This window comes from Aequorivita viscosa (assembly GCF_900106795.1).
GTDB lineage: Bacteria > Bacteroidota > Bacteroidia > Flavobacteriales > Flavobacteriaceae > Aequorivita > Aequorivita viscosa.
The window spans coordinates 12,013-31,943 of sequence record NZ_FNNS01000001.1 but is presented as its reverse complement, the minus strand read 5'-3'; the positions used below and the strand labels follow the sequence as shown (position 1 = coordinate 31,943).

Sequence of the window (19,931 nt, the reverse complement as noted above, 5' to 3'; positions counted from 1 at the left end):
TAGCTTCTTAAAAGAGCTCGCTATGAAAAAAATCTTTATTTCATCTCTATTTTTATTTCTATCAGCATTTAGTTATGCGCAAGAAATAACCCTAGAGCTTTTCAATAGCGGTTTTACGAGCCCACTAAGTTTACAGCACGCCAACGATGGTCGCCTTTTCGTTGTAGAAAAAGATGGAAAAATAAAAGTAATTCAGCCAACTGGAGCTGTGAACTCCACGCCTTTTCTAGATGTTTCCAACCAAATTTCGAACGTATTTGAACAAGGATTACTAGGCTTGGCTTTTCATCCAAATTACGAAAGCAACGGCTATTTCTACATTAATTATACCGACATTAATGGTAACACTCAAATTTCTAGATTTTCAGTAAGTTCTACAAATGCCGATCTTGCAGACAGCAATTCGGAATTTCCTATTTTAGCATACAATCAGCCGTCCGTTAATCACAATGGTGGCAATTTGGCATTTGGCCCCGACGGCTACCTATATATTTCTTCTGGTGATGGTGGCGGAGGAGGCGATTCTAACAACAATTCACAAAATCTAAATTCACTATTAGGGAAGTTATTGCGAATTGATGTTGATAACCCATCAGGAGGTAATAATTATGGTATTCCTCCCAATAATCCATTTATTGGAGTGCCAGGAATAAAAGAAGAAATTTATGCCTATGGCTTACGTAATCCGTGGCGATTTTCCATAGATTTTGCGGCAAATGAAATTTGGATTGCCGACGTTGGCCAAGAAAATATAGAAGAGATAAACCGAGCTCCATTGGCAAATGTCGGACTCAATTACGGCTGGCGTTGCTACGAAGGGTCTCTTCCTTTTAACACACAAGGGTGCCCTCCAGCATCCGAATTAGAGTTTCCCTTTGTAGAATATACCCACATAAATGGCAACTGCTCAATTACAGGTGGCTATGTATACAGAGGTTCGATATATTCTGATATCGCTGGACTCTACTTCTTTGCCGATTACTGCAGCGGATTAATTGGAACAGTGGACGATTCAGGGAATATACTTGAACACGGCTACTTTGCCGGAAGTTGGGCTTCTTTTGGAGAAGACGTCAACAAAGAGCTATACACAGTAGACATCTCCGGAGGAAATATTTATAAGGTTAAAGGAAGTGAACTTGTTAACACTGAAGACTATATTTTTGAAAAATCGCTCAGTATTCTTCCTAATCCTGCTTCCGAAAATATAACTTTTAGTTTAAAAAACGATACTTTTCAAGCAATTCAAATTTTTGATATTCAAGGTAGCTTAGTTTACTTGAATGAAAACATAGATAGCAAGGAGGTAACCGTTTCAGTAGAAAAATTGAATTCTGGAATTTACATTGCCAAAATAATTTCGGAGAAAGGGCAATCTACTATTAAAAAAATAATGGTTCAATAAAATGATAAAACCAAAAGGAAATTTATACCTAATCCCTTGCCCAATGGGCGATGTACCTCCCTTGGCTGTACTTCCAATTTCAGTAAAAACCACAATTGAAAGAATTGACCATTACATTGTTGAACACGAAAAAGATGCCCGTCGCTTTATTAAAAGTGTTGTTCCTGAGAAAAAACAATCCGAATTGAAATTTCAGCAAATAAATAAGTTTACAAATGCTGAAGAAATCCCACAGATGCTCGATCCTTGTTTGAATGGGTATGATGTTGGCGTAATTAGCGATGCTGGATGCCCTGGTATTGCGGACCCTGGAGCAAGAGCTGTGCATTATGCGCACGAAAAAGGAATAAGAGTGATCCCACTTGTTGGCCCATCTTCTATTCTTTTGGCCATGATGGCAAGTGGGTTTAACGGCCAGAATTTCGCTTTCAATGGTTATTTACCAATTGATAAAGGTGAAAGAAAAACCGAATTAAAGAGATTAGAAAAACTCTCAAAGGATTTTGACCAATCTCAGTTGTTTATTGAAACGCCATATCGAAATAACCAGATGTTACAGAGCTTAATGGAAACCTTAAATCCACAAACTCGAATTTGTGTGGCTTGCGATATTACCTTACCTACAGAATATATTAAGACAACCACAGTAGCACAATGGAAAAAAAGAAAGGTGGATCTTCATAAAAGACCCACCCTTTTCATTATTCAAGCTTAATAAATTAACCTACTAACTTGTGTTTCCTTTTCGCAACAATATGCGAAGTGTCATAGCCTGAGAATTTTTTCATATAATATCGAATGGAAGCTCCATTGGCATCTGAAAAACGGTTTTCTCCACTACTTCTAAGGAATTTTTTCACATTTCCAGGACCAGCTAAGTGTGCGGCTGCTAATATTCCTGATTCTGTTACTTTAACCCCCCCGATGGTTTTTCCTGCATAGTGCTTAATATCTTTGCGTAAAACCCACTTATTAAATGAAGTGTATGCCGAAAACGCCGCTTCTTGCTGCCGGGCATCATAAAGAAAATTCTCAGTATCTTTTAAACCCATCATATTCAAGGTAGACCTTGAAAACTGGTATTTACCCATATAGCCATAGTTATTTACTATATGGTAATCACCTCTAGACTCTTTGAAACCAAGGGCCTCTTTAAATCCAAGAAATGATTTACCCAAAAACAAATTAAATTTTCGGGTAGTAACAGGAACAAATTCTGTTTCTGTTGGCACATCAAAGTTTAACTCCAATCCTTCAGTGCTGTACAGTGATTTTTCAATACTGTAAGAAGAAAAATCGTAGTCCGTCTTTGCGTTAAATCCTGTCCCTACCAAGAGAGCAACAACAGGCAAGACTGCAATAAAATAGAATCTTTTTTTCATTAAAAATCAAATTCGAATGCGTGCTAGACATTCTCTTTCTAGGGTGCAAAGATAAGTTATTTTTTAAAAATCTGATTTATAAGACGTTAAATAACTCTAAAAATGAAAAATTAAGATGAGAAGCTACGTTATTCACATTTCTTCAAGATTCTGTAAGCTTACTGATACAAGTCGATTCGGTGATTTTTATATAAGAAATAACAAACTTATTTAAATAAAATTAATTTATCTTTTTAAGCCTTGACTATTCACCCAACGAACATATTCCGCTTTATTTACGTTGTGCTGCGATAGGCTTTTTGCAAATTTGTGATAACCGAAATTAGTAACGTCTGCTACAAAATAATAATAATCATGTTTTTCAGGATTTAAAACTGCATCGACTGAAGAAATATCTGGCATGGCAATAGGTCCAGGAGGAACTCCTGCATATTTATAAGTATTGTAAGGGGAATCTAGCTCCAAATCTTTGTATAAAACCCGTTTAATTACTTGATCATAGTCACCACTTTCCCGCTTTAGGGCATAAATAACAGTTGGATCTGCTTGTAGTAACATTCCAACTTTTAATCTGTTTAGATAAACGCCGGCCACTCTTGGACGCTCCTCTACTTTGGCAGTTTCTTTTTGAACAATTGCAGCCAACGAAATTACTTGTTCTCTGGTAAGGTTTAGTTTTTTTGCTTTAGCCAATCGCGACTCATTCCAAAATCTTTCGTATTCTTTTTTCATACGTTCCCTAAATTGATCGGCTGAAGTGTTCCAATAAAACTCATACGTATTGGGTATGTATAATGAAAGTGCAGTGTCTTCATTTAACCCAACTTCCTTAATAAATTCAGGGTCTCGCATGGCATTTATTAGTGAAACGCTGTCTGCTTCAATTTGGTTCGCTATATTGCCGGCAAGGTCTTCCAATCTTTCTTGATTATTGAACTTTACATCAATTGGAATATTACGACTGCGGAGGGTGTTTATAATTTCATTATTATCAAGCCCTTTAGCAATGATGTAATGACCAGCTTTAATATTTGTATTATACTTTTTTTGATTTGCAACCAAAACAAAAGATTCCTTATCTTTTAATAGTGGCCCCACTTCTTCCATAACCTCGTTCATACTGGCGTTTGTGGGAATAAATACGTGAGCGACTTCATTGTTAAATGCTGTATTTACCGAAAAAGCGGTATTATATATTTCCCAAGTAAAATATCCCATACCAAGGGCCCCGAGTATAACAATAATTAGCAGTATTTTTTTGATGTACATTTTTTGAGAGATTAAAGTTTGACCTATTGAGTTGCTCGGATTAATTGATAAATATATTCACTTTTAAATTTTCCCTCCGAATAGATCCAATCCTTTTTAAAACCATTTCTTTCGAAGCCTGCGCTTTCAAAAAGAGAGACGCTTCCTTCATTTCCTTCAGTAATTCCAGCAAAAACTTGATGCACGTTTAAATGTGCAAAGGCATAGTTACACGTAAGGGCTAAAGCTTCAGAGGCAAATCCGTTTCTTCTATCGTTGTTATTAAAAATAACGATGCCGATTCCAACTTTAAAGTGTTTTGGGGCAAAATCGTATAAGTCGATAAAGCCTATTGGCGCTGTATTAGTATTTTTACATATTACCAAACGTAACTGTTTTACGTCGTAAATATCGCGATGACTATTCTCTAAGTATTCATTCAATATAAATCGAGAATATGGAACGGAGGTATTACTCACTTCCCAAAGCGATTCGTCATTTTCCAAATAATAGAGGAAATCTAAATCTGAAGGTTCTAAAGCCCGAAGATATATTTTTTCACCTTTTAACGTTTTCATTTCCAAACACCTTTAAACACTTGTTTTGCAGGACCTTCTAAGTAGATATTCTTAAACCTACCGTCGTGTTCTTCAAAACGCACTTGCAACTGACCCCCAGGAGTTTCTAAAACAACTTTGTTTTCAAGTGTTTTTTTAGTGGCAAACATGGCCAAGGCTACGGCTGTAACCCCTGTACCGCAACTTAGTGTTTCTTCTTCTACACCACGTTCATAAGTTCGTACTGAAAAAATGGCATCATCTCGCTGTTCAACAAAGTTGACGTTCGCACCTTCCTTACCATAAATTTTATTGCGAATATCTTTACCTGTCAAAAAAACGTCGTGATCTTGAAGCCCTTCCACTAGCTGTACATGATGTGGTGAACCTGTGTTCAAAAAAACAGCGTTATCTAAAATATTGACAGTTTCGACATTGGTCATTTTTAATGAAACTATGTCATTTTTAAGGGTTGCTTCGTGCAATCCATCTACCGCATTAAAAGTGGTTTTTTTAGTAATAATTCCAAGAAACCTGGCAAAATGTACAATACACCTACCCCCGTTACCACACATTGTGCTTAGGTTTCCGTCGCTATTGTAGTATACCATTTTAAAATCTGATGTCGTGTCGTTTTCAAGCAGTATCAATCCATCTGCTCCAACCCCAAAACGGCGATGGCAGATTTCAGCCACGAGGTTTGTATTTTCTTTTGGGAAAATTTCTTGTCTATTGTCGATAATAACAAAATCATTTCCAGTGCCCTGATATTTATAAAAAGTAAATTCCATATTGGCGCAAAGATATAAAAAGCCGCTTCGAGTTATGTCTGCGAAAGGACGTTAAATCAAAGTTAACATCCATTTTTGGCATACTTTTTTCGCATTAGCTTAGTTAAATTTGTGAAGGTGCTTAAAATGTTATTTTTCTTCTTACAATAAATCTAGAATCTTTTATTAATGATGGATTTTTAAAATGATTTAAAAAAAGCAGTTCTTTTACAATACAATGCTATTAACCATAAAATTGAATCTAAAATGAAACAAACAGTCCGTTTATTTTTAGTGGCACTCTTTGCTGGTGCAATAACGCTTGGTGGGTATAAAATGTTAGAAAAAGAGTCCCCGATTTCTATTACTCAAGAACCTACATCTAAATTTATTCCAACTAATTTTTCTGCTGTAGGAGCCGAAATGAATACTGATTTTACCGAAGCTGCCGAAAAAACTGTTCACGCCGTAGTTCACGTAAAAAATATTACCGTTAGCCGACAGCCTACAAATATTTTCGAGTATTTTCAAGGCGGTGGGCAGCCACGAGCCAGAGTTGGAAGTGGTAGTGGAGTAATTGTGTCACCAGATGGATATATTGTAACCAATAATCACGTTATCGCAAATGCTTCAAATTTGGAAGTAACGCTAAACAACAATAGAACTTACAGCGCAAAATTAATTGGTACCGACCCAGGGACAGATATAGCCCTTATTAAAATTGAAGGTGAGGATAACTTCCCTTTCGTACCTTTTGGAGATTCGAATAACGTAAAATTAGGTGAATGGGTTTTAGCTGTAGGCAATCCGTTTAATCTTACATCTACCGTAACTGCAGGTATTATTAGTGCAAAGGCTAGAGATTTGAATCAGTTTGATGGCAATCCGCAATCGTTTATTCAAACAGATGCCGCAGTAAATCGTGGTAATAGCGGAGGAGCCTTGGTAAACACAAGAGGAGAACTCATAGGTATTAATACTGCAATCACGTCTGAAACTGGAAGTTATGTAGGTTATTCATTTGCCGTCCCTTCAAACAATGCCCGAAAAGTAATTGAAGATATTTTGGAATATGGAAACGTACAACGTGGAATTTTAGGCATTCAAGTAGGAAGTTTAAATACCGATTTGGCAAATAAATTGGGCGTGGACGAAACTCAAGGCGTTATTATTGGCGGAATTGAAAAAGGTGGAGGTGCCGATATGAGCGGATTAAAAGAGGGTGATATTATTAAACAAATCGATGGCGTTCAGGTTAATAAATTCGCCGATATGGCAGGATATCTTGGTTCTAAACGACCGAATGATGTAGTGCAAGTAACTATTTTGCGGGATGGAAAAGAAAAAACACTTCCAGTTACATTAGAAAAACTTGAAACAACGTCTATAGATGACCTAGGAATTGAAGTGAAAAACCTTAAAAAAGCAGAACTGAAAGATAGAGGTCTTAAAAACGGTGTAATGGTTACTCGAGCCCTAACTCCTGAAATTGCTCAATATAAGTTGGAAGGTATAATAATTACTCAACTAAATGATGAAACCGTAAACGACATCACCGATGTAACTAGAATTATGTCGCGACGCAATCACCGGTCACCCATAAAAATGACATTTATGGACACCAAAGGACAAATGAATACTTTTATATTTAGGTAAGCCCAAACAAAACCTAATTAAAGTTTTTAAAGCCGTCTCAAGAATCTTGTTTGAGATGGCTTTTTTTATTCAGCTTAAACAGTACCTTTAAATCCGGCTAGCTCTTGAATATATCTGATATGTCAATTAAAAAACAATCAAATTTTTATAAAAACATTCCTAAAAGCAACTTGCCACTTACGGAACTTTTAAAGAATGAAACATTATTTTTTAAAGTACCGAAGAGCTGGTCTATTATTGTAACGGACATTGAAAATTCTACCTATGCAGTAGCTCGTGGTGTACATAACGACGTTAACCTAAGCGCGACCGGAAGTATTGTAACCGTTCTAAACACCTTAAAAAGATTGGACAAAAAAATTAAAATTCCATATTTCTTTGGTGGCGATGGCTCAACTTTTATCATTCCGAATACTGTTTTAAATCCTGTTATAAAAGCTTTAAATAATTATAGTGAGCATATTGAAAAAACGGCTCAGCTAATTTTAAGAGTAGGCCATATTAAGGTTGAAGAAGTCTATGCCCACAATGTATCGCTAAGAATTACAAAACTTAAACATAATAATATTTTCACAACTCCAGTGGTTTTAGGAAATGGACTAAAATATGCGGAACAACGCATTAAAGAAAATTTTAAAACCGCCAAATCTAATAGCGAAAAAAATACAGAGCCCGATTTACAAGGGATGGAATGCAGATGGGATGAAATTTACCCTAACGAATCAAATAAAAAGGTTATTTGTCTTTTGGTAGATTGTGATGACGAGCGGAAACAAGCTGAAGTTTACGGCGCAATTATGGAAAATATAGACTTGATTTTTGGCGATTTAGAAAAACGAAATCCAATTTCTGCTCTTAAATTGAAATTAAATATGTCTTTAGCCAATATTAGAAAAGAGATGTATATGCGAATCGGGAAATACGAAATCACATATTTAATCACAAATTGGATAGTTACACTTATAGGAAAGTTATACTTCAAGTTTTTTAAAACAGGGAAATTATACAAACAAAGAATAACACAATTGTCAGATACCATTATGTTGGATGGCTTTCTAAATACCGTCATTACTGGCACCGACAACCAAATAAATAGATTGAAAGTAACACTCGACGAATTAGAATCTAAAAACAAGATAATTTACGGTATGCATATTACTCATGCATCAATAATGTCATGCTATATAGAGGATAGAGATAAAAAACACGTGCATTTTGTAGATGGAACGGAAGGTGGCTACACAAGTGCAGCTATAATGTTCAAGGAGAAATTGAAAAAGCTACAATTAAAAAAACTCTGATTTTCACTGTTTCACCTATTCAGGAAATCGTTTTTTTAAGGCTTTCTCAACCCGAATTAATAAAACAATAACCATGGCTATCATAAGGCCTAAGCCAATAACCATTGGAGTATCACCATTAGGTTCTATTATGAATCCTAAAATTGAAGTTAACATTAAAATTCCGCCAAACTTCATCATTTCTAAAGAAGAATACTTTTGTGCAAACTCCCATCTTTCCTGACTTTTCATAGAGTTTGAAGTTCTATAACCATATAAGCCATTTATATTCTTTGGTGGGAATACGAACATTATGAGCCCTGCTAAAATAAAAATTGCTCCAGAAAGAAGCGGAACAACCAAAAGTGTCTTTAAAGTTTCCATAATTTTTAATTTACTATAAGGATGATTGAAGAATATAGTAGATAATACCATATAATCCTTCAAGTATTTTTATCCTTTTTTTTCGTTATTAACTTGCCTGTTGAAGAGCCTTTTTATTGTAATAAGTAAATATATTCTTCTATTTCGGATTCACGTGCATTGGCAAAATTTGTTTCAGTTCCAATTTTTGTAAATCCGCAACGCTCCAACACTTTTATTGAACCAAAATTAACAAAAGCCACTCGACCATATATTGGTCTCCGCTTTTCTATTTTAAGAAACTGACTAAGCGCCAGGGTTGCAATTCCTTTTCCCCAAGATGCTTTATCAATCCAGTAGGTGATTTCAGTATTTCCTTCCATTTCAAATTTCGCAATATTTCCAACAATTTCAGAATTTAAAAATATAGTTTTCATGTTTACAGTATGGTCAGAAAGCAAATTAGTATACTTTTCAAAATATGTTTGTTTATCGGAAGGATTTTTAGAAGTGAAGCCTGCCAAATAGTTTGAGTCCTCATCAAGTTGAAAACCGAACAAAGTTTCTAAATCTGCTGTATTCGTTTTCTTAAGTAAGATGTCATTGACCTTATTCATACGTATTTTCAATATCTCGGCCGTCTCGCCTTTCCTCAAAATGGTGATGTTTTCTTATTGTATATCCGCTTTTTGCCATACAAGTAAAAAAGTCTGCGAGTATCTGCGAGATCAGCGGGAACCAAAAATCTGAGAATGCAAAAGATATCCCACAGATTACAGTGATTAACGCAGAATAAAAAAGTATTTACTATTTGAGACTACATATAAAAGTTGTTATAATGTCACAATTCACAGTATTATGATGTGTTGCGGACAATCAATTTTCTTATAAGAAATTTCAATTATCTTAAATGAAGAAGAGCCATTATCGTTCTATATAAAGTTTAGTATTTGTCCTTTAGGTTATATACTCGGGTTCAGATTATACGAAAATAGTGGCTAATCAAAAGAACTTAGATTTATGTCAATAATATCATTGCTTCACTAAGGTCCGAACATCTCTTGTACATTTGTTTTAATCGACAAAAGTATTTCTTTTTAAAATCATACATCATTTTCTAATTTCCGCCAAACAGTAAATTTAAGGTGCTCATATTGTATTCGAAACCTTACTTAAGAGCTTGTAGTTTTTCGCCATATCTGGAATAAAATTAAAATATTTCCGTCTTATATTGAGCCTTATTTTATCATTAACTATTTCTATCCTTAGAATCGAATCAGTAATTCTCTGGTAAATTTGATATTCAATAAGGTTTTCAGTTTCTTTAGTTTTCTTAACATTCGCAATCTGTAAATTAAACACCTCTTTTAATCGATTCCAATTATCTGCATTGTTTTCGACGAAAATAACATGTTGAGATTCAAGAAAGTCAATAGCTTTTATATCCTTAAATTTCTCATATTCGAATATATTCCAAAATACAACAAACAACGAAACGATAATTCCAGCCACTATTGATACTCTAACTTCGCTACTATCAAATCGGCTAAAAAGCATCCAGAAAAGAAATCCGAATGGAACTAGATATATTGATTTTAATATGATTTTTTTTGTTTTGGTCATCGCCATAGTGTCTATAAAGTGTCACTAACCTACCTCGTCTCCTCTTTTTTTAATTAATACTCACAAAAAGTAGAATTCCACCGAAGTCTTCCAAATATAATACAAAAAAACCCTGTTTTCGAAATACTTCCTAATGTTCTAGTTATTCAAAAAAGGAACCGATATTTCATCAAGATTAAACCATAAAAAAACCGCCTCAATATTGCTATTGAAACGGTTGGTATTCTTAAATTCTATTACAATCCCTAATTTATCTGGGACACTTTGTTAAATTTTATCGCCCATCGCTTCAGCTACAGCGGCAGAAAGACGTTTGTAAGTTCCGTTTTCCAATCGCTCGCGGATTGCCGAGAACGCCTCTAAAGTTTCGTCTATATCTTTCATATCGTGCGTAGCCGTAGGGATCATTCTTAAAAGAATCAAACCTTTTGGAATTACAGGATAAACTACTATTGAACAGAATATTCCGTGATTTTCACGAAGGTCTTTCACCAAAGCCATTGCTTCGGGAATGCTTCCTTTTAAATAAACTGGAGTTACACAACTTTGTGTTGTACCAATATCAAAACCTCGCTCTCGAAGACCTCCTTGAAGGGCGTTCACATTTTCCCAAAGATTATCTTTTAATTCCGGCATCGTGCGGATCATATCCAAACGCTTCAAAGCACCTTCTACCAATTGCATTTGTAGCGATTTAGCAAACATTTGAGATCTTAAATTGTATTTTAGGTAATTGATTATTTCTTCGTCTGCCGCAATAAATGCTCCAGTACTCGCCATAGCTTTAGCGAAAGTTGCGAAATAAACGTCAATTCCGTCTTGCACTCCTTGCTCCTCACCTGCTCCTGCTCCTGTTTTACCTAATGTTCCAAAGCCGTGAGCATCATCAACAAAAAAGCGGAAATTATATTTTTTCTTAAGCTCGATTATCTCTTTCAACTTACCTTGCTCGCCACGCATCCCGAAAACTCCTTCAGAAATAAGAAGAATTCCACCACCCGTTTTTTCAGCCACTTTAGTAGCGCGTTGCAAGTTCTTTTCGATACTTTCCATATCGTTGTGCTTATACGTAAAGCGCTGCCCTAAGTGAAGACGAACACCATCAATAATACAAGCGTGTGCATCAACATCGTACACAATTACATCATCTTTTGCCACTAAGGCATCGATGGTCGATACCATACCTTGATATCCAAAGTTTAAAAGATACGCTGCTTCTTTAGAAACAAACTCAGCCAATTCTCGTTGTAGCTGTTCGTGTAGTTCTGTGTGACCGCTCATCATTCGCGCACCCATTGGGTATGCAGATCCCCACTTAACACCTGCCTCAGCATCTACTTTACGAACTTCAGGATGATTTGCAAGACCCAGATAATCGTTGATACTCCAAGTAACTACATCCTTCCCTTTAAATTTCATTCTATTGGAGATGGGACCTTCTAGTTTAGGAAAAACAAAATAGCCTTCCGCTTGCTCTGCCCATTTTCCTAATGGACCCTTATCTTTATAGATTTTTTCGAATAAGTCTTTCATCAAATATTTTGTATTTTTTTAGCGCGACAAATTTAACGAATTATTAGTGACTTGCATAATTTATTTGCAGAGAAGCACTAAGGTTAACAAGGATTTAGAAGTAGCTTAGGAAGTTACAAAATGTAGTGTGGAAGCTACAAAATGTAGTGTGGAAGCTATTATTTTTCTATATCGTTTTAGCTATTTCAACTTAGCTGGTTTTGAACGTAAATTGGGTAAAAAATATGCTACACCGCCGATTAAAGGAAGGAAAGAACACAGTTTATAAACGAATGTTATGCTGGTATGGTCTGCCAAATAACCTAAAGCTGCCGAGCCTAACCCTGCGATTCCGAAGGCAAAACCAAAGAACAACCCCGAAATCATTCCTACTTTACCAGGTAGTAATTCTTGAGCAAAAACCAAGATTGCCGAAAATGCCGACGATAAAACCAATCCGACCATAATAACGAGCGTTCCCGTCCAAAATAAATCTACGTAGGGCAGTAATAGTGCGAAAGGTGCCGAGCCTAAAATTGAAAACCAAATTACATACTTCCTTCCAAAACGATCGCCCAAAGGCCCACCAAGAAAAGTCCCCAAAGCAACAGACCCAAAAAACAAGAACAGATAAAATTGAGATTCCGGTATACTAACTCCAAATTTATCAATTAGGTAAAAGGTGAAATAGCTACTTATACTCGTCATGTAGATATATTTTGAAAATATAAGAACTAGTAAAATTCCTATGGCTCCCTTGACTTGTTTTTTACGCAAGCGAGGTGGATATTCAAGAACTTTAATTTTATTTGCCTTTCTAAAGATTAAATGCTTTTTGTACCAACGTGCAATTTGAGACAACACAAAAATCCCCAACAAAGCAAAAAGCAAAAACCACAATATGTGAGTTTGCCCGTATGGAATCACTAATAAAATTACTAACAACGGCCCGATTGCCGTTCCCGAATTCCCTCCTACTTGAAAAATTGACTGCGCTAACCCTCGTTTCCCTCCAGACGCCAAATATGCGACCCTAGAAGCTTCTGGATGAAATATGGAAGACCCTACACCTACAAGGGCGACAGATACTAAAATTAGAAAATAATTGGAGGCAAAAGCCAAAAGCGTAAGTCCTAACATTGTGAAACCCATACCGAATGCTAACGAATACGGCATTGGTTTTTTATCGGTATGAAAACCAACAACGGGTTGTAATAGGGAGGCCGTTAGCTGATATACAAATGTTATAAACCCAATTTGTGTGAAGCTCAAAGAAAAATTTTCTTTCAATAATGGATAAATTGAAGGAATAACTATTTGAAGAAGATCATTCAGAAAGTGAGAAAAAGCAATCGCAAACAGTATGGGATAGACCGTTTTCTGAACCAGTTTAGAATCTATTGTATTTAATGCTTTATCAGACATAAATTATTTTGAATTGAATGCAATTGCGAGGTTTTAGACTGAATAAAAGTTGAATTAATTATAAAAAGACAAAAAACCAAACACTCTCCAAAAATTCAGGAGTGCCTGGTTTAACTTTCTAGGTATGAAAACCTATATAATTTTATCTCACTTTAAGTTATATATTATTACTTAATGTATTCAATTGTTTGTATTTCAGCGGTCTCAGCATCAAAAAAGCCTTGATCGTTCATCCACTTATCGTTATAAATTTTACTCATATAACGAGAACCATGATCAGGAAATATTACAACTATATTGCTGTCCTCTGTAAACTCTCCTTCTTCCTCCAATTGTTTAAGTCCTTGCATTGCAGCACCACTTGTATAACCCACAAAGAGTCCTTCAGTTTTAGCTAATTCGCGCGCTGAATGGGCACTACTTTCGTCAGTCACTTTCTCGAATTTATCGATAATATCAAAATCTGTAGCGGTTGGAATCAGGTTTTTCCCTAAACCTTCAATTCGGTATGGGTAAATTTCATCTTTATCAAACTCTTTTGTTTGATGATATTTTTGAAGAACTGAGCCATAAGCATCAATTCCAATAACTTTAATATTTGGATTTTGTTCTTTTAAGAAACGAGCTGTCCCAGAAATAGTTCCTCCGGTTCCGCTACAAGCTACTAAGTGCGTAATTTTTCCGGTTGTTTGTTCCCAGATTTCAGGACCTGTTGTATAGTAATGAGCTTCAATATTTAAATCATTAAAATATTGATTGATGTAGACTGAACCTTTAACTTCATTATGAAGTCGCTTAGCCACTTCGTAATAAGAGCGAGGATCGTCTGCGCTCACGTGTGCTGGGCAAACGTAAACCTTCGCGCCCATGGTTTTTAACATGTCTATTTTATCGGGAGATGATTTTGAACTTACAGCCAAAATACACTCATAACCCTTGATTATACTAACCATTGCCAAACTAAAACCAGTATTGCCACTAGTAGTTTCAATAATGGTGTCGCCAGGTTTTAGAATACCTTTTTTCTCGGCTTGTTCAATTATATATAATGCTATACGATCTTTTGTAGAGTGTCCTGGGTTGAACGCTTCTACCTTTGCGAAATAATTACCCTTCATATTTTGGGTAATTTTTTTAAGCTTCACCAATGGCGTGTTGCCAATAAGTTCTAACACGCTATCGTAGGCTTTAATTTCTTCTTTCATAAAACGGGGGTTTGTTGCGCAAAACATTCAGCTTTGAAACCAAATATTCTAACCGTGCAAAGGTACGGAAATATTTTTATTACTTCTTTATACCTTCCAAATCCAATAAAAATGCATAATCCATGGCAACTTCTTTTAAAGACTCAAAACGCCCAGAAGCTCCGCCGTGCCCTGCATCCATATTGGTGTGAAATAACAAAATGTTGTTATCTGTTTTCATATCTCGAAGTTTGGCAACCCATTTTGCCGGCTCATAATACTGCACTTGGCTGTCGTGTAAACCTGTTGTTACAAGCATATTTGGATAGTTTTTCGCTTCTACATTATCATAGGGCGAATAACTTTTAATGTAGTTGTAATACTCAAGAATGTTTGGATTCCCCCATTCGTCATATTCCCCTGTGGTTAATGGAATAGAGTCGTCAAGCATAGTTGTTACTACATCCACAAAGGGAACGGAAGCAATAATTCCGTTATATAAATTTGGGGCTATATTGGCGATGGCACCCATTAAAAGTCCACCAGCAGAGCCACCAGAAGCATACAAGTGTTTAGGTGAAGTGTACCCTTGATCTACCAAATATTGTGAAGCAGCAACAAAGTCTGTAAATGTATTTTTCTTTGTCAATAGTTTTCCGTCTTCATACCATTGTCTTCCCAAGTATTCCCCTCCACGTACGTGAGCTATCACGAAAATAAAACCGCGATCTAATAAACTCAATCTAACGGAAGAGAAATAAGGGTCTATAGTAGAACCGTACGAACCGTAACCATAGATTAACAAGGGATTGCTACCATCTTTTTTAATTCCTTTACGGTAAATAACAGACATCGGAATTTTAACTCCATCGGAAGCTGTAGCCCAAAGTCGCTCAGATTCGTAATTGTTTTTATCAAACTTTCCACCCAAGACTTCTGTTTCTTTTAAAACAGTTTTCTCCTTAGTTTCCATATTGAAATCAATTAAGGAAGCTGGTGTGTTTAACGAGTTATACCCATATCGAAGAATTTTAGTGTCAAATTCTGGGTTTTGGGTGGCATAGGCAGTGTATGTTTCATTGTCAAAAGGCAAATAATAATCCGCATTATTATCCCACCCTTTTATGCGAAGTTGAGTCAGACCATTACTCCGCTCGCTAACAACCAAGTAATCCTTAAAAATATCGATATCCTCCAATAAAACATCAGTCCGATGTGGAATCATATCTACCCAATGTTCCTTAGCTGTTTTGTCATTAGGAGTTTTCATTAATTTAAAGTTTAGCGACTTGTCTTTATTTGTCAAAACGTACCAACTATCACCATAATGCGAAATGCTGTATTCTAAACCTCTTTCGCGCGGTTGAAAGACTTTAAATTCACCTAATGGGTCATCTGCTTTCAATATTCTAAATTCGGAAGTGAGCGTGCTGTATGAACCAATTATAATGTACTCACGCGATTTTGATTTGTACACATAAGTTCCAAAAGTGTCGTCTTTCTCGGTAAATACAAGTTCATCTTTACTTGGGTCTGTTCCTAAGGTATGTCTATATATTCTATCGGCGCGGAGTGTTTTTTCGTCTTTCCGCGTGTAGAAAAGCGTTTTGTTATCGCTTCCCCAAGTGGAACTTCCAGTAGTTAAAGGAATAGACTCTGGGTAGATTTCACCAGTTTCCAGATTTTTTATATAAATATCATATTTTCTTCTGCTCAAGGTATCCACCCCAAATGATACTAATTTGTTGTCTTCTGAAACGCTTAATCCAGAAAGATTGTAGTACGAATACCCCTTAGCCATTTCATTTACATTAAAGAGAACTTCCTCTTTCGCATCCAACGAGCCTTTTTTACGTGTGAAAATTGGATAGTCCTGTCCTTTTTCAAAACGGGTGATGTAGTAATAACCGTTCAATTTATACGGGACAGACTCGTCATCTTCCTTAATTCGTGCTTTCATTTCCTCAAAAAGATCTTCTTTGAACTTTTTGGTATGCGCCGTCATTTTTTCGTAATATTCGTTTTCAGCATTTAGATAATCTATTACTTTAGAATCTTCTGGATTGTTGAGCCAGTAATAGTTATCCTGTCGCACATCGCCGTGTGCTTCAAGATTTGTTAAAATTTTCGCTGCTTTTGGAGGATTCATTTTCATATTCGTTTCTATAGGTTTTTGAGCCGTTACCGAAATGGCAAAAGTAAGAGAAGCAAATGAAAGGAAGACTAATTTTATCATTATAGAAGGTTTTTAAAACCCCACAATGTAGTAAATTTGCTCCAAACAAAAACAAAAAATTATGTTTGGAGATATAATGGGAATGATGGGAAAACTTAAAGAAACCCAAGAAAAAGTTGAAGCCACTAAAAAACGTTTAGACTCAGTATTAATAGATGAAGCCAGCAGTGATGGATTGCTAAAAATCACCCTTACTGCAAACAGAAAAATCAAAAACCTTGAAATTGATGACAGCTTGCTTGAAGACAAGGAACAATTAGAAGATTATTTGGTACTGACATTGAACAAAGCAATCGAAAAAGCAACAGGAGTTCACGAAGCTGAATTAGCAGCTGTTGCCAAAGAAGGAATGCCGAATATTCCTGGAATGGACGGAATGTTTAAATAAAGAATTGCGGAAATTGGTGCAAATTATTTCCGATTGGCACCGAATCTTCGGAAGGAAATGCGTTACACAAAGCTCGTAAAATAGATTTTACAACGGTAAATCGCTTTACGGGCTTTCCGTTTTTTTCGTTGTGTGATTTTGCATGAAATTATATGAATATATTTATAATTAGGTTGAGTTTTCTGGATTTCAACTATAAGATTGGTTCTTAGAATTAGGAGAAACCTCAATTCTCCTACCCTTCTCCGACTTCTAGATTGATAGACTTCTCTATTCTTTTCTTCAATTTTAAAGGATATAAAACGTAATAATATAGAATTAAGAAAAGTGAGCTCGCTATTATAAGTATCGCTAACCAATCTGGCATTTCTGTATGTCGTGTTACAAAACCTTCCAAAAAGCCCGCAATTATAAAAAATGGAACGGTACTCAGCATTATTTTCAACCCATCTTTTGCCCCTCGTACAAAAGATTGCAAACGCGTATAGGTTCCCGGGAACAATAGACTATTTCCAAAGACAATTCCAGCACAACCAGCAATTATAATTACGGAAATTTCAATAGTTCCGTGAATCCATATAGTTCGCGCGGATTCCCACAGTAAACCTTGTTCATAAAAGAAATACTGAAAAGAGCCAAGCATTATTGCATTCTTCATTAAAATGTAAACGGTTCCTACACTGAGAAATAGTCCGAATGAAAATGCCATTAATGCGACTCTGATGTTATTAATTGTAATTCCTAAGAACATATTTAAAGCTCCCATTTCTTTATAAACAGCCATTGGATCGCCTTTTTCGATGTTTGCCATAGTCATATTCACGTATCCGTCGCCTAGTATAAGTCGGACGAAACTTCCGTCTGAAGCAGCAGAATATGCGCCAATGACAGAAAACAGTATGAAGACAAGAAATGAAAGCAGTAATTGTTTGTGGTATTGCGAAAAGAACAACGGGAATTCTTTTGTATAAAAAGTGATAAAACGTTTTCGGGATTCGCGTTTTGTTCTGTAAATCTTTTGATGTGCCAGTGCTGAAAGTCCGTTTAAATACTTTAACGTATTACTGTTTGGATAAAACGTCTGGGCGTAGCTTAGATGGTCGGTAACTTCAACATATAGCGCACTTAGCTCGTCTGGATCTATGGATACATTATTCCGGAGAACACTTTCGAATTTTAACCATTTATCTTTATTTTGCTTCGCAAAGGCGGCTTCACGCATATAACGGTGTAGTTTTGCTCAAAGGAACATATTTAATGGATAATTTTCAAATAGAAACAGCTCAAAATGTTAACATTGCTCAGCATGTTGCAGGGATAGGCGAACGGATTCTCGCATATCTCATTGATGGGTTACTTATGGGGGCTTATATTTTTGCGGTTATCTATATTTTTTCGAATCTTGAGCTCGGCGGCGATTATATGATGGTACTAAGCATGACCATTGGGTTGCCAATATTTTTATACCATCTATTATGGGAAATGTTATGGAACGGACGAAGCCCTGGTAAAGCTGCTATGGGGCTACGTGTGGTAAAACTAGACGGAACGCAACCTTCATTTTCAAATTATTTAATTAGGTGGCTGCTACGAATAATCGATATTACAGCGACAAGTGGATCGTTGGCTTTGGTTAGTATTCTTTTAAACGGAAAAGGACAACGCGTGGGCGATATTGCGGCTGCTACGACAGTAATAAGCGAAAAACAAACAACTCACTTTTCGGAAACTGTATTGATAGATATTCCTGAAGATTACGTTCCTAAATATCCACAGGTCACTATCTTTAGCGATACTGAAATGCAGACCATTAAAAATATATTTCGTGAAGCTCAAGTAAACAGACATCACAATATAATACTTAAACTTGCAAAGCGCGTAGCCACAGTGATGGAAATTCAATTGGAAGAAACAGAAAAACCAATAACTTTTATAGATCGAGTTATAAAAGACTATAACTATTATACCCAGAATACATGGACTTAATTTTACTTATAGATATTTTAGGAACAATTGCATTTGCTATTTCTGGAGTATTAATGGCTATGAATAAAAGGCTCGATCCTTTTGGAATATTAATCATAGCGTTTGTTGCGGCAATAGGTGGAGGAACTTTACGGGATATTTTAATAAATGCTCCCGTAGTATGGATGCTTAATTTAACGTATGTTTATGTTGTTTTTGGTACAACGATTTTAGCGGTAGTTTTTAGAAAACGACTAACTTATATAAAGCGTTCTTTATTTTTATTTGATACTATTGGTATTGCATTTTATACAATTGTGGGTGTTGAGAAAGGAATTGCGGCAGGTTTCCCTCCGCTAATATGTATTGCTTTAGGAACAATAAATGCGTGTTTTGGAGGTGTAATACGTGATATACTATGTAATGAAATTCCTATTATTTTTAGAAAAGAAATATATGCCACGGCTTGTATTGTTGGTGGATCTGCATATTTTATCTTATTACAAACCCCGCTTCAGTCAGATTTTGTAGTGGTTATTTCATTTGTTTCGGTTATGATTGTAAGGTTATTAGCTATTTATTTTAATCTTTCATTGCCAAGTGTTTATTCGAAGAAAGAGATTGAGTGAGGTTCGGGCTTCGATACTAATTTCAGCTTTGCTGCGCACGCTGAAATTCACTCAGCCACCTTTGGGTTGTTAGTTTTATTAACTATTGGATTCGGTACTAATTTCAGCGTTGCTGCGCATGCTGAAATTCACTCAGCCACCTTTGGGTTGTTAGTTTTATTAATTATTGGATTCGGTACAAGTTTCTGCTTGCTGCGCACGCTGAAATTCACTCAGCCACCTTTGGGTTGATAGTTGGGGGTTTGTTGCATTTAAATTTGATAGGCCTCGTGATTGTCTTGGGGTGTGGGGGGACTTGGGGGACGGTG

Annotated in this window: 19 protein-coding genes; 7 read left to right on the top strand and 12 right to left on the bottom strand. The window is 35.9% G+C overall.

Going from position 1 to position 19,931, the window contains the following annotated elements:
- Window positions 1–22 precede the first annotated feature (22 nt).
- On the top strand, window positions 23–1,405 hold the full coding sequence (locus BLW28_RS00140) for a PQQ-dependent sugar dehydrogenase (RefSeq protein ID WP_073220344.1): 1,383 nt from the start codon (window positions 23–25) through the stop codon (window positions 1,403–1,405).
- A gap of 1 nt (window position 1,406) precedes the next feature.
- Complete coding sequence (locus tag BLW28_RS00135; protein WP_073220347.1) at window positions 1,407–2,120, top strand: SAM-dependent methyltransferase; 714 nt, start codon at window positions 1,407–1,409, stop codon at window positions 2,118–2,120.
- Window positions 2,121–2,124: 4 nt separating this feature from the next.
- Here BLW28_RS00135 and BLW28_RS00130 read toward each other — a convergent pair whose 3' ends face one another.
- The 4 genes from BLW28_RS00130 to dapF all read right to left on the bottom strand — a co-directional run bounded on the left by BLW28_RS00130 (window position 2,125) and on the right by dapF (window position 5,383).
- Window positions 2,125–2,787, bottom strand: a complete 663-nt coding sequence (locus tag BLW28_RS00130; RefSeq protein WP_073220350.1) for a peptidoglycan-binding protein LysM — start codon at window positions 2,785–2,787, stop codon at window positions 2,125–2,127.
- Between the two features lie 225 nt (window positions 2,788–3,012).
- The gene (gene mltG / locus BLW28_RS00125; RefSeq protein WP_073220353.1) at window positions 3,013–4,056 is read right to left on the bottom strand and encodes an endolytic transglycosylase MltG; all 1,044 of its coding nucleotides are present in this window, start codon (window positions 4,054–4,056) and stop codon (window positions 3,013–3,015) included.
- Window positions 4,057–4,079: 23 nt separating this feature from the next.
- The gene (locus BLW28_RS00120; RefSeq protein ID WP_073220356.1) at window positions 4,080–4,613 is read right to left on the bottom strand and encodes a GNAT family N-acetyltransferase; all 534 of its coding nucleotides are present in this window, start codon (window positions 4,611–4,613) and stop codon (window positions 4,080–4,082) included.
- On the bottom strand, window positions 4,610–5,383 hold the full coding sequence (gene dapF, locus BLW28_RS00115; protein WP_073220358.1) for a diaminopimelate epimerase: 774 nt from the start codon (window positions 5,381–5,383) through the stop codon (window positions 4,610–4,612). The genes BLW28_RS00120 and dapF overlap by 4 nt, the downstream gene beginning before the upstream one ends.
- A 246-nt stretch (window positions 5,384–5,629) precedes the next feature.
- On the opposite strand from dapF, the gene BLW28_RS00110 reads away from it, so the two are divergent.
- Window positions 5,630–7,018 carry a trypsin-like peptidase domain-containing protein gene (locus tag BLW28_RS00110; RefSeq protein WP_073220361.1) on the top strand — a complete coding sequence of 463 codons (1,389 nt, stop codon included), beginning with the start codon at window positions 5,630–5,632 and terminating at the stop codon, window positions 7,016–7,018.
- 119 nt (window positions 7,019–7,137) lie between these two features.
- A complete protein-coding gene (locus BLW28_RS00105; RefSeq protein ID WP_073220364.1) occupies window positions 7,138–8,319 on the top strand; it encodes a DUF3095 domain-containing protein in 1,182 nt (393 codons plus the stop codon).
- A gap of 15 nt (window positions 8,320–8,334) precedes the next feature.
- Here the strand turns inward: BLW28_RS00105 and BLW28_RS00100 are convergent, their stop codons facing one another.
- From BLW28_RS00100 to BLW28_RS00070, 7 genes are all read right to left on the bottom strand, one after another.
- Window positions 8,335–8,682: an SdpI family protein gene (locus tag BLW28_RS00100; RefSeq protein WP_073220367.1), complete on the bottom strand. Its 348-nt coding sequence runs from the start codon at window positions 8,680–8,682 to the stop codon at window positions 8,335–8,337.
- A gap of 113 nt (window positions 8,683–8,795) precedes the next feature.
- Entirely contained in the window at window positions 8,796–9,278 is a 483-nt protein-coding gene (locus tag BLW28_RS00095) for a GNAT family N-acetyltransferase (protein ID WP_073220404.1), read from the bottom strand.
- A 532-nt stretch (window positions 9,279–9,810) separates the two neighbouring features.
- Window positions 9,811–10,284 carry a hypothetical protein gene (locus BLW28_RS00090; RefSeq protein WP_143036804.1) on the bottom strand — a complete coding sequence of 158 codons (474 nt, stop codon included), beginning with the start codon at window positions 10,282–10,284 and terminating at the stop codon, window positions 9,811–9,813.
- A gap of 267 nt (window positions 10,285–10,551) precedes the next feature.
- The gene (locus BLW28_RS00085) at window positions 10,552–11,817 is read right to left on the bottom strand and encodes a cysteate-C-fatty acyltransferase (RefSeq protein ID WP_073220373.1); all 1,266 of its coding nucleotides are present in this window, start codon (window positions 11,815–11,817) and stop codon (window positions 10,552–10,554) included.
- 180 nt (window positions 11,818–11,997) lie between these two features.
- Window positions 11,998–13,221 carry an MFS transporter gene (locus BLW28_RS00080; RefSeq protein ID WP_073220376.1) on the bottom strand — a complete coding sequence of 408 codons (1,224 nt, stop codon included), beginning with the start codon at window positions 13,219–13,221 and terminating at the stop codon, window positions 11,998–12,000.
- A 167-nt stretch (window positions 13,222–13,388) separates the two neighbouring features.
- Window positions 13,389–14,426 carry a cysteate synthase gene (locus BLW28_RS00075; RefSeq protein ID WP_073220406.1) on the bottom strand — a complete coding sequence of 346 codons (1,038 nt, stop codon included), beginning with the start codon at window positions 14,424–14,426 and terminating at the stop codon, window positions 13,389–13,391.
- Window positions 14,427–14,505: 79 nt separating this feature from the next.
- Window positions 14,506–16,641, bottom strand: coding sequence for a S9 family peptidase (locus BLW28_RS00070; RefSeq protein ID WP_073220379.1), 2,136 nt, complete (start codon window positions 16,639–16,641; stop codon window positions 14,506–14,508).
- Window positions 16,642–16,702: 61 nt separating this feature from the next.
- On the opposite strand from BLW28_RS00070, the gene BLW28_RS00065 reads away from it, so the two are divergent.
- A complete protein-coding gene (locus tag BLW28_RS00065) occupies window positions 16,703–17,029 on the top strand; it encodes a YbaB/EbfC family nucleoid-associated protein (protein WP_073220381.1) in 327 nt (108 codons plus the stop codon).
- A gap of 235 nt (window positions 17,030–17,264) precedes the next feature.
- Here BLW28_RS00065 and BLW28_RS00060 read toward each other — a convergent pair whose 3' ends face one another.
- On the bottom strand, window positions 17,265–18,251 hold the full coding sequence (locus tag BLW28_RS00060; protein ID WP_073220382.1) for a stage II sporulation protein M: 987 nt from the start codon (window positions 18,249–18,251) through the stop codon (window positions 17,265–17,267).
- 35 nt (window positions 18,252–18,286) lie between these two features.
- On the opposite strand from BLW28_RS00060, the gene BLW28_RS00055 reads away from it, so the two are divergent.
- The gene (locus BLW28_RS00055) at window positions 18,287–19,015 is read left to right on the top strand and encodes an RDD family protein (protein ID WP_073220384.1); all 729 of its coding nucleotides are present in this window, start codon (window positions 18,287–18,289) and stop codon (window positions 19,013–19,015) included.
- The gene (locus BLW28_RS00050) at window positions 19,006–19,623 is read left to right on the top strand and encodes a trimeric intracellular cation channel family protein (protein WP_073220386.1); all 618 of its coding nucleotides are present in this window, start codon (window positions 19,006–19,008) and stop codon (window positions 19,621–19,623) included. Before BLW28_RS00055 ends, BLW28_RS00050 begins: the two co-directional genes overlap by 10 nt.
- Window positions 19,624–19,931: the final 308 nt, after the last annotated feature.

Bases quoted from the DNA above. Each gene is read 5' to 3' on its own strand.
- BLW28_RS00130 (WP_073220350.1), bottom strand. From the start codon at position 2,787: ATGAAAAAAAGATTCTATTTTATTGCAGTCTTGCCTGTTGTTGCTCTC.
- dapF (WP_073220358.1), bottom strand. From the start codon at position 5,383: ATGGAATTTACTTTTTATAAATATCAGGGCACTGGAAATGATTTTGTT.
- BLW28_RS00120 (WP_073220356.1), bottom strand. From the start codon at position 4,613: ATGAAAACGTTAAAAGGTGAAAAAATATATCTTCGGGCTTTAGAACCT.
- BLW28_RS00090 (WP_143036804.1), bottom strand. From the start codon at position 10,284: ATGACCAAAACAAAAAAAATCATATTAAAATCAATATATCTAGTTCCA.
- BLW28_RS00055 (WP_073220384.1), top strand. From the start codon at position 18,287: ATGGATAATTTTCAAATAGAAACAGCTCAAAATGTTAACATTGCTCAG.
- BLW28_RS00140 (WP_073220344.1), top strand. From the start codon at position 23: ATGAAAAAAATCTTTATTTCATCTCTATTTTTATTTCTATCAGCATTT.
- BLW28_RS00110 (WP_073220361.1), top strand. From the start codon at position 5,630: ATGAAACAAACAGTCCGTTTATTTTTAGTGGCACTCTTTGCTGGTGCA.
- BLW28_RS00085 (WP_073220373.1), bottom strand. From the start codon at position 11,817: ATGAAAGACTTATTCGAAAAAATCTATAAAGATAAGGGTCCATTAGGA.
- BLW28_RS00100 (WP_073220367.1), bottom strand. From the start codon at position 8,682: ATGGAAACTTTAAAGACACTTTTGGTTGTTCCGCTTCTTTCTGGAGCA.
- BLW28_RS00050 (WP_073220386.1), top strand. From the start codon at position 19,006: ATGGACTTAATTTTACTTATAGATATTTTAGGAACAATTGCATTTGCT.
- mltG (WP_073220353.1), bottom strand. From the start codon at position 4,056: ATGTACATCAAAAAAATACTGCTAATTATTGTTATACTCGGGGCCCTT.
- BLW28_RS00070 (WP_073220379.1), bottom strand. From the start codon at position 16,641: ATGATAAAATTAGTCTTCCTTTCATTTGCTTCTCTTACTTTTGCCATT.
- BLW28_RS00080 (WP_073220376.1), bottom strand. From the start codon at position 13,221: ATGTCTGATAAAGCATTAAATACAATAGATTCTAAACTGGTTCAGAAA.
- BLW28_RS00065 (WP_073220381.1), top strand. From the start codon at position 16,703: ATGTTTGGAGATATAATGGGAATGATGGGAAAACTTAAAGAAACCCAA.
- BLW28_RS00135 (WP_073220347.1), top strand. From the start codon at position 1,407: ATGATAAAACCAAAAGGAAATTTATACCTAATCCCTTGCCCAATGGGC.
- BLW28_RS00095 (WP_073220404.1), bottom strand. From the start codon at position 9,278: ATGAATAAGGTCAATGACATCTTACTTAAGAAAACGAATACAGCAGAT.
- BLW28_RS00060 (WP_073220382.1), bottom strand. From the start codon at position 18,251: ATGCGTGAAGCCGCCTTTGCGAAGCAAAATAAAGATAAATGGTTAAAA.
- BLW28_RS00075 (WP_073220406.1), bottom strand. From the start codon at position 14,426: ATGAAAGAAGAAATTAAAGCCTACGATAGCGTGTTAGAACTTATTGGC.
- BLW28_RS00105 (WP_073220364.1), top strand. From the start codon at position 7,138: ATGTCAATTAAAAAACAATCAAATTTTTATAAAAACATTCCTAAAAGC.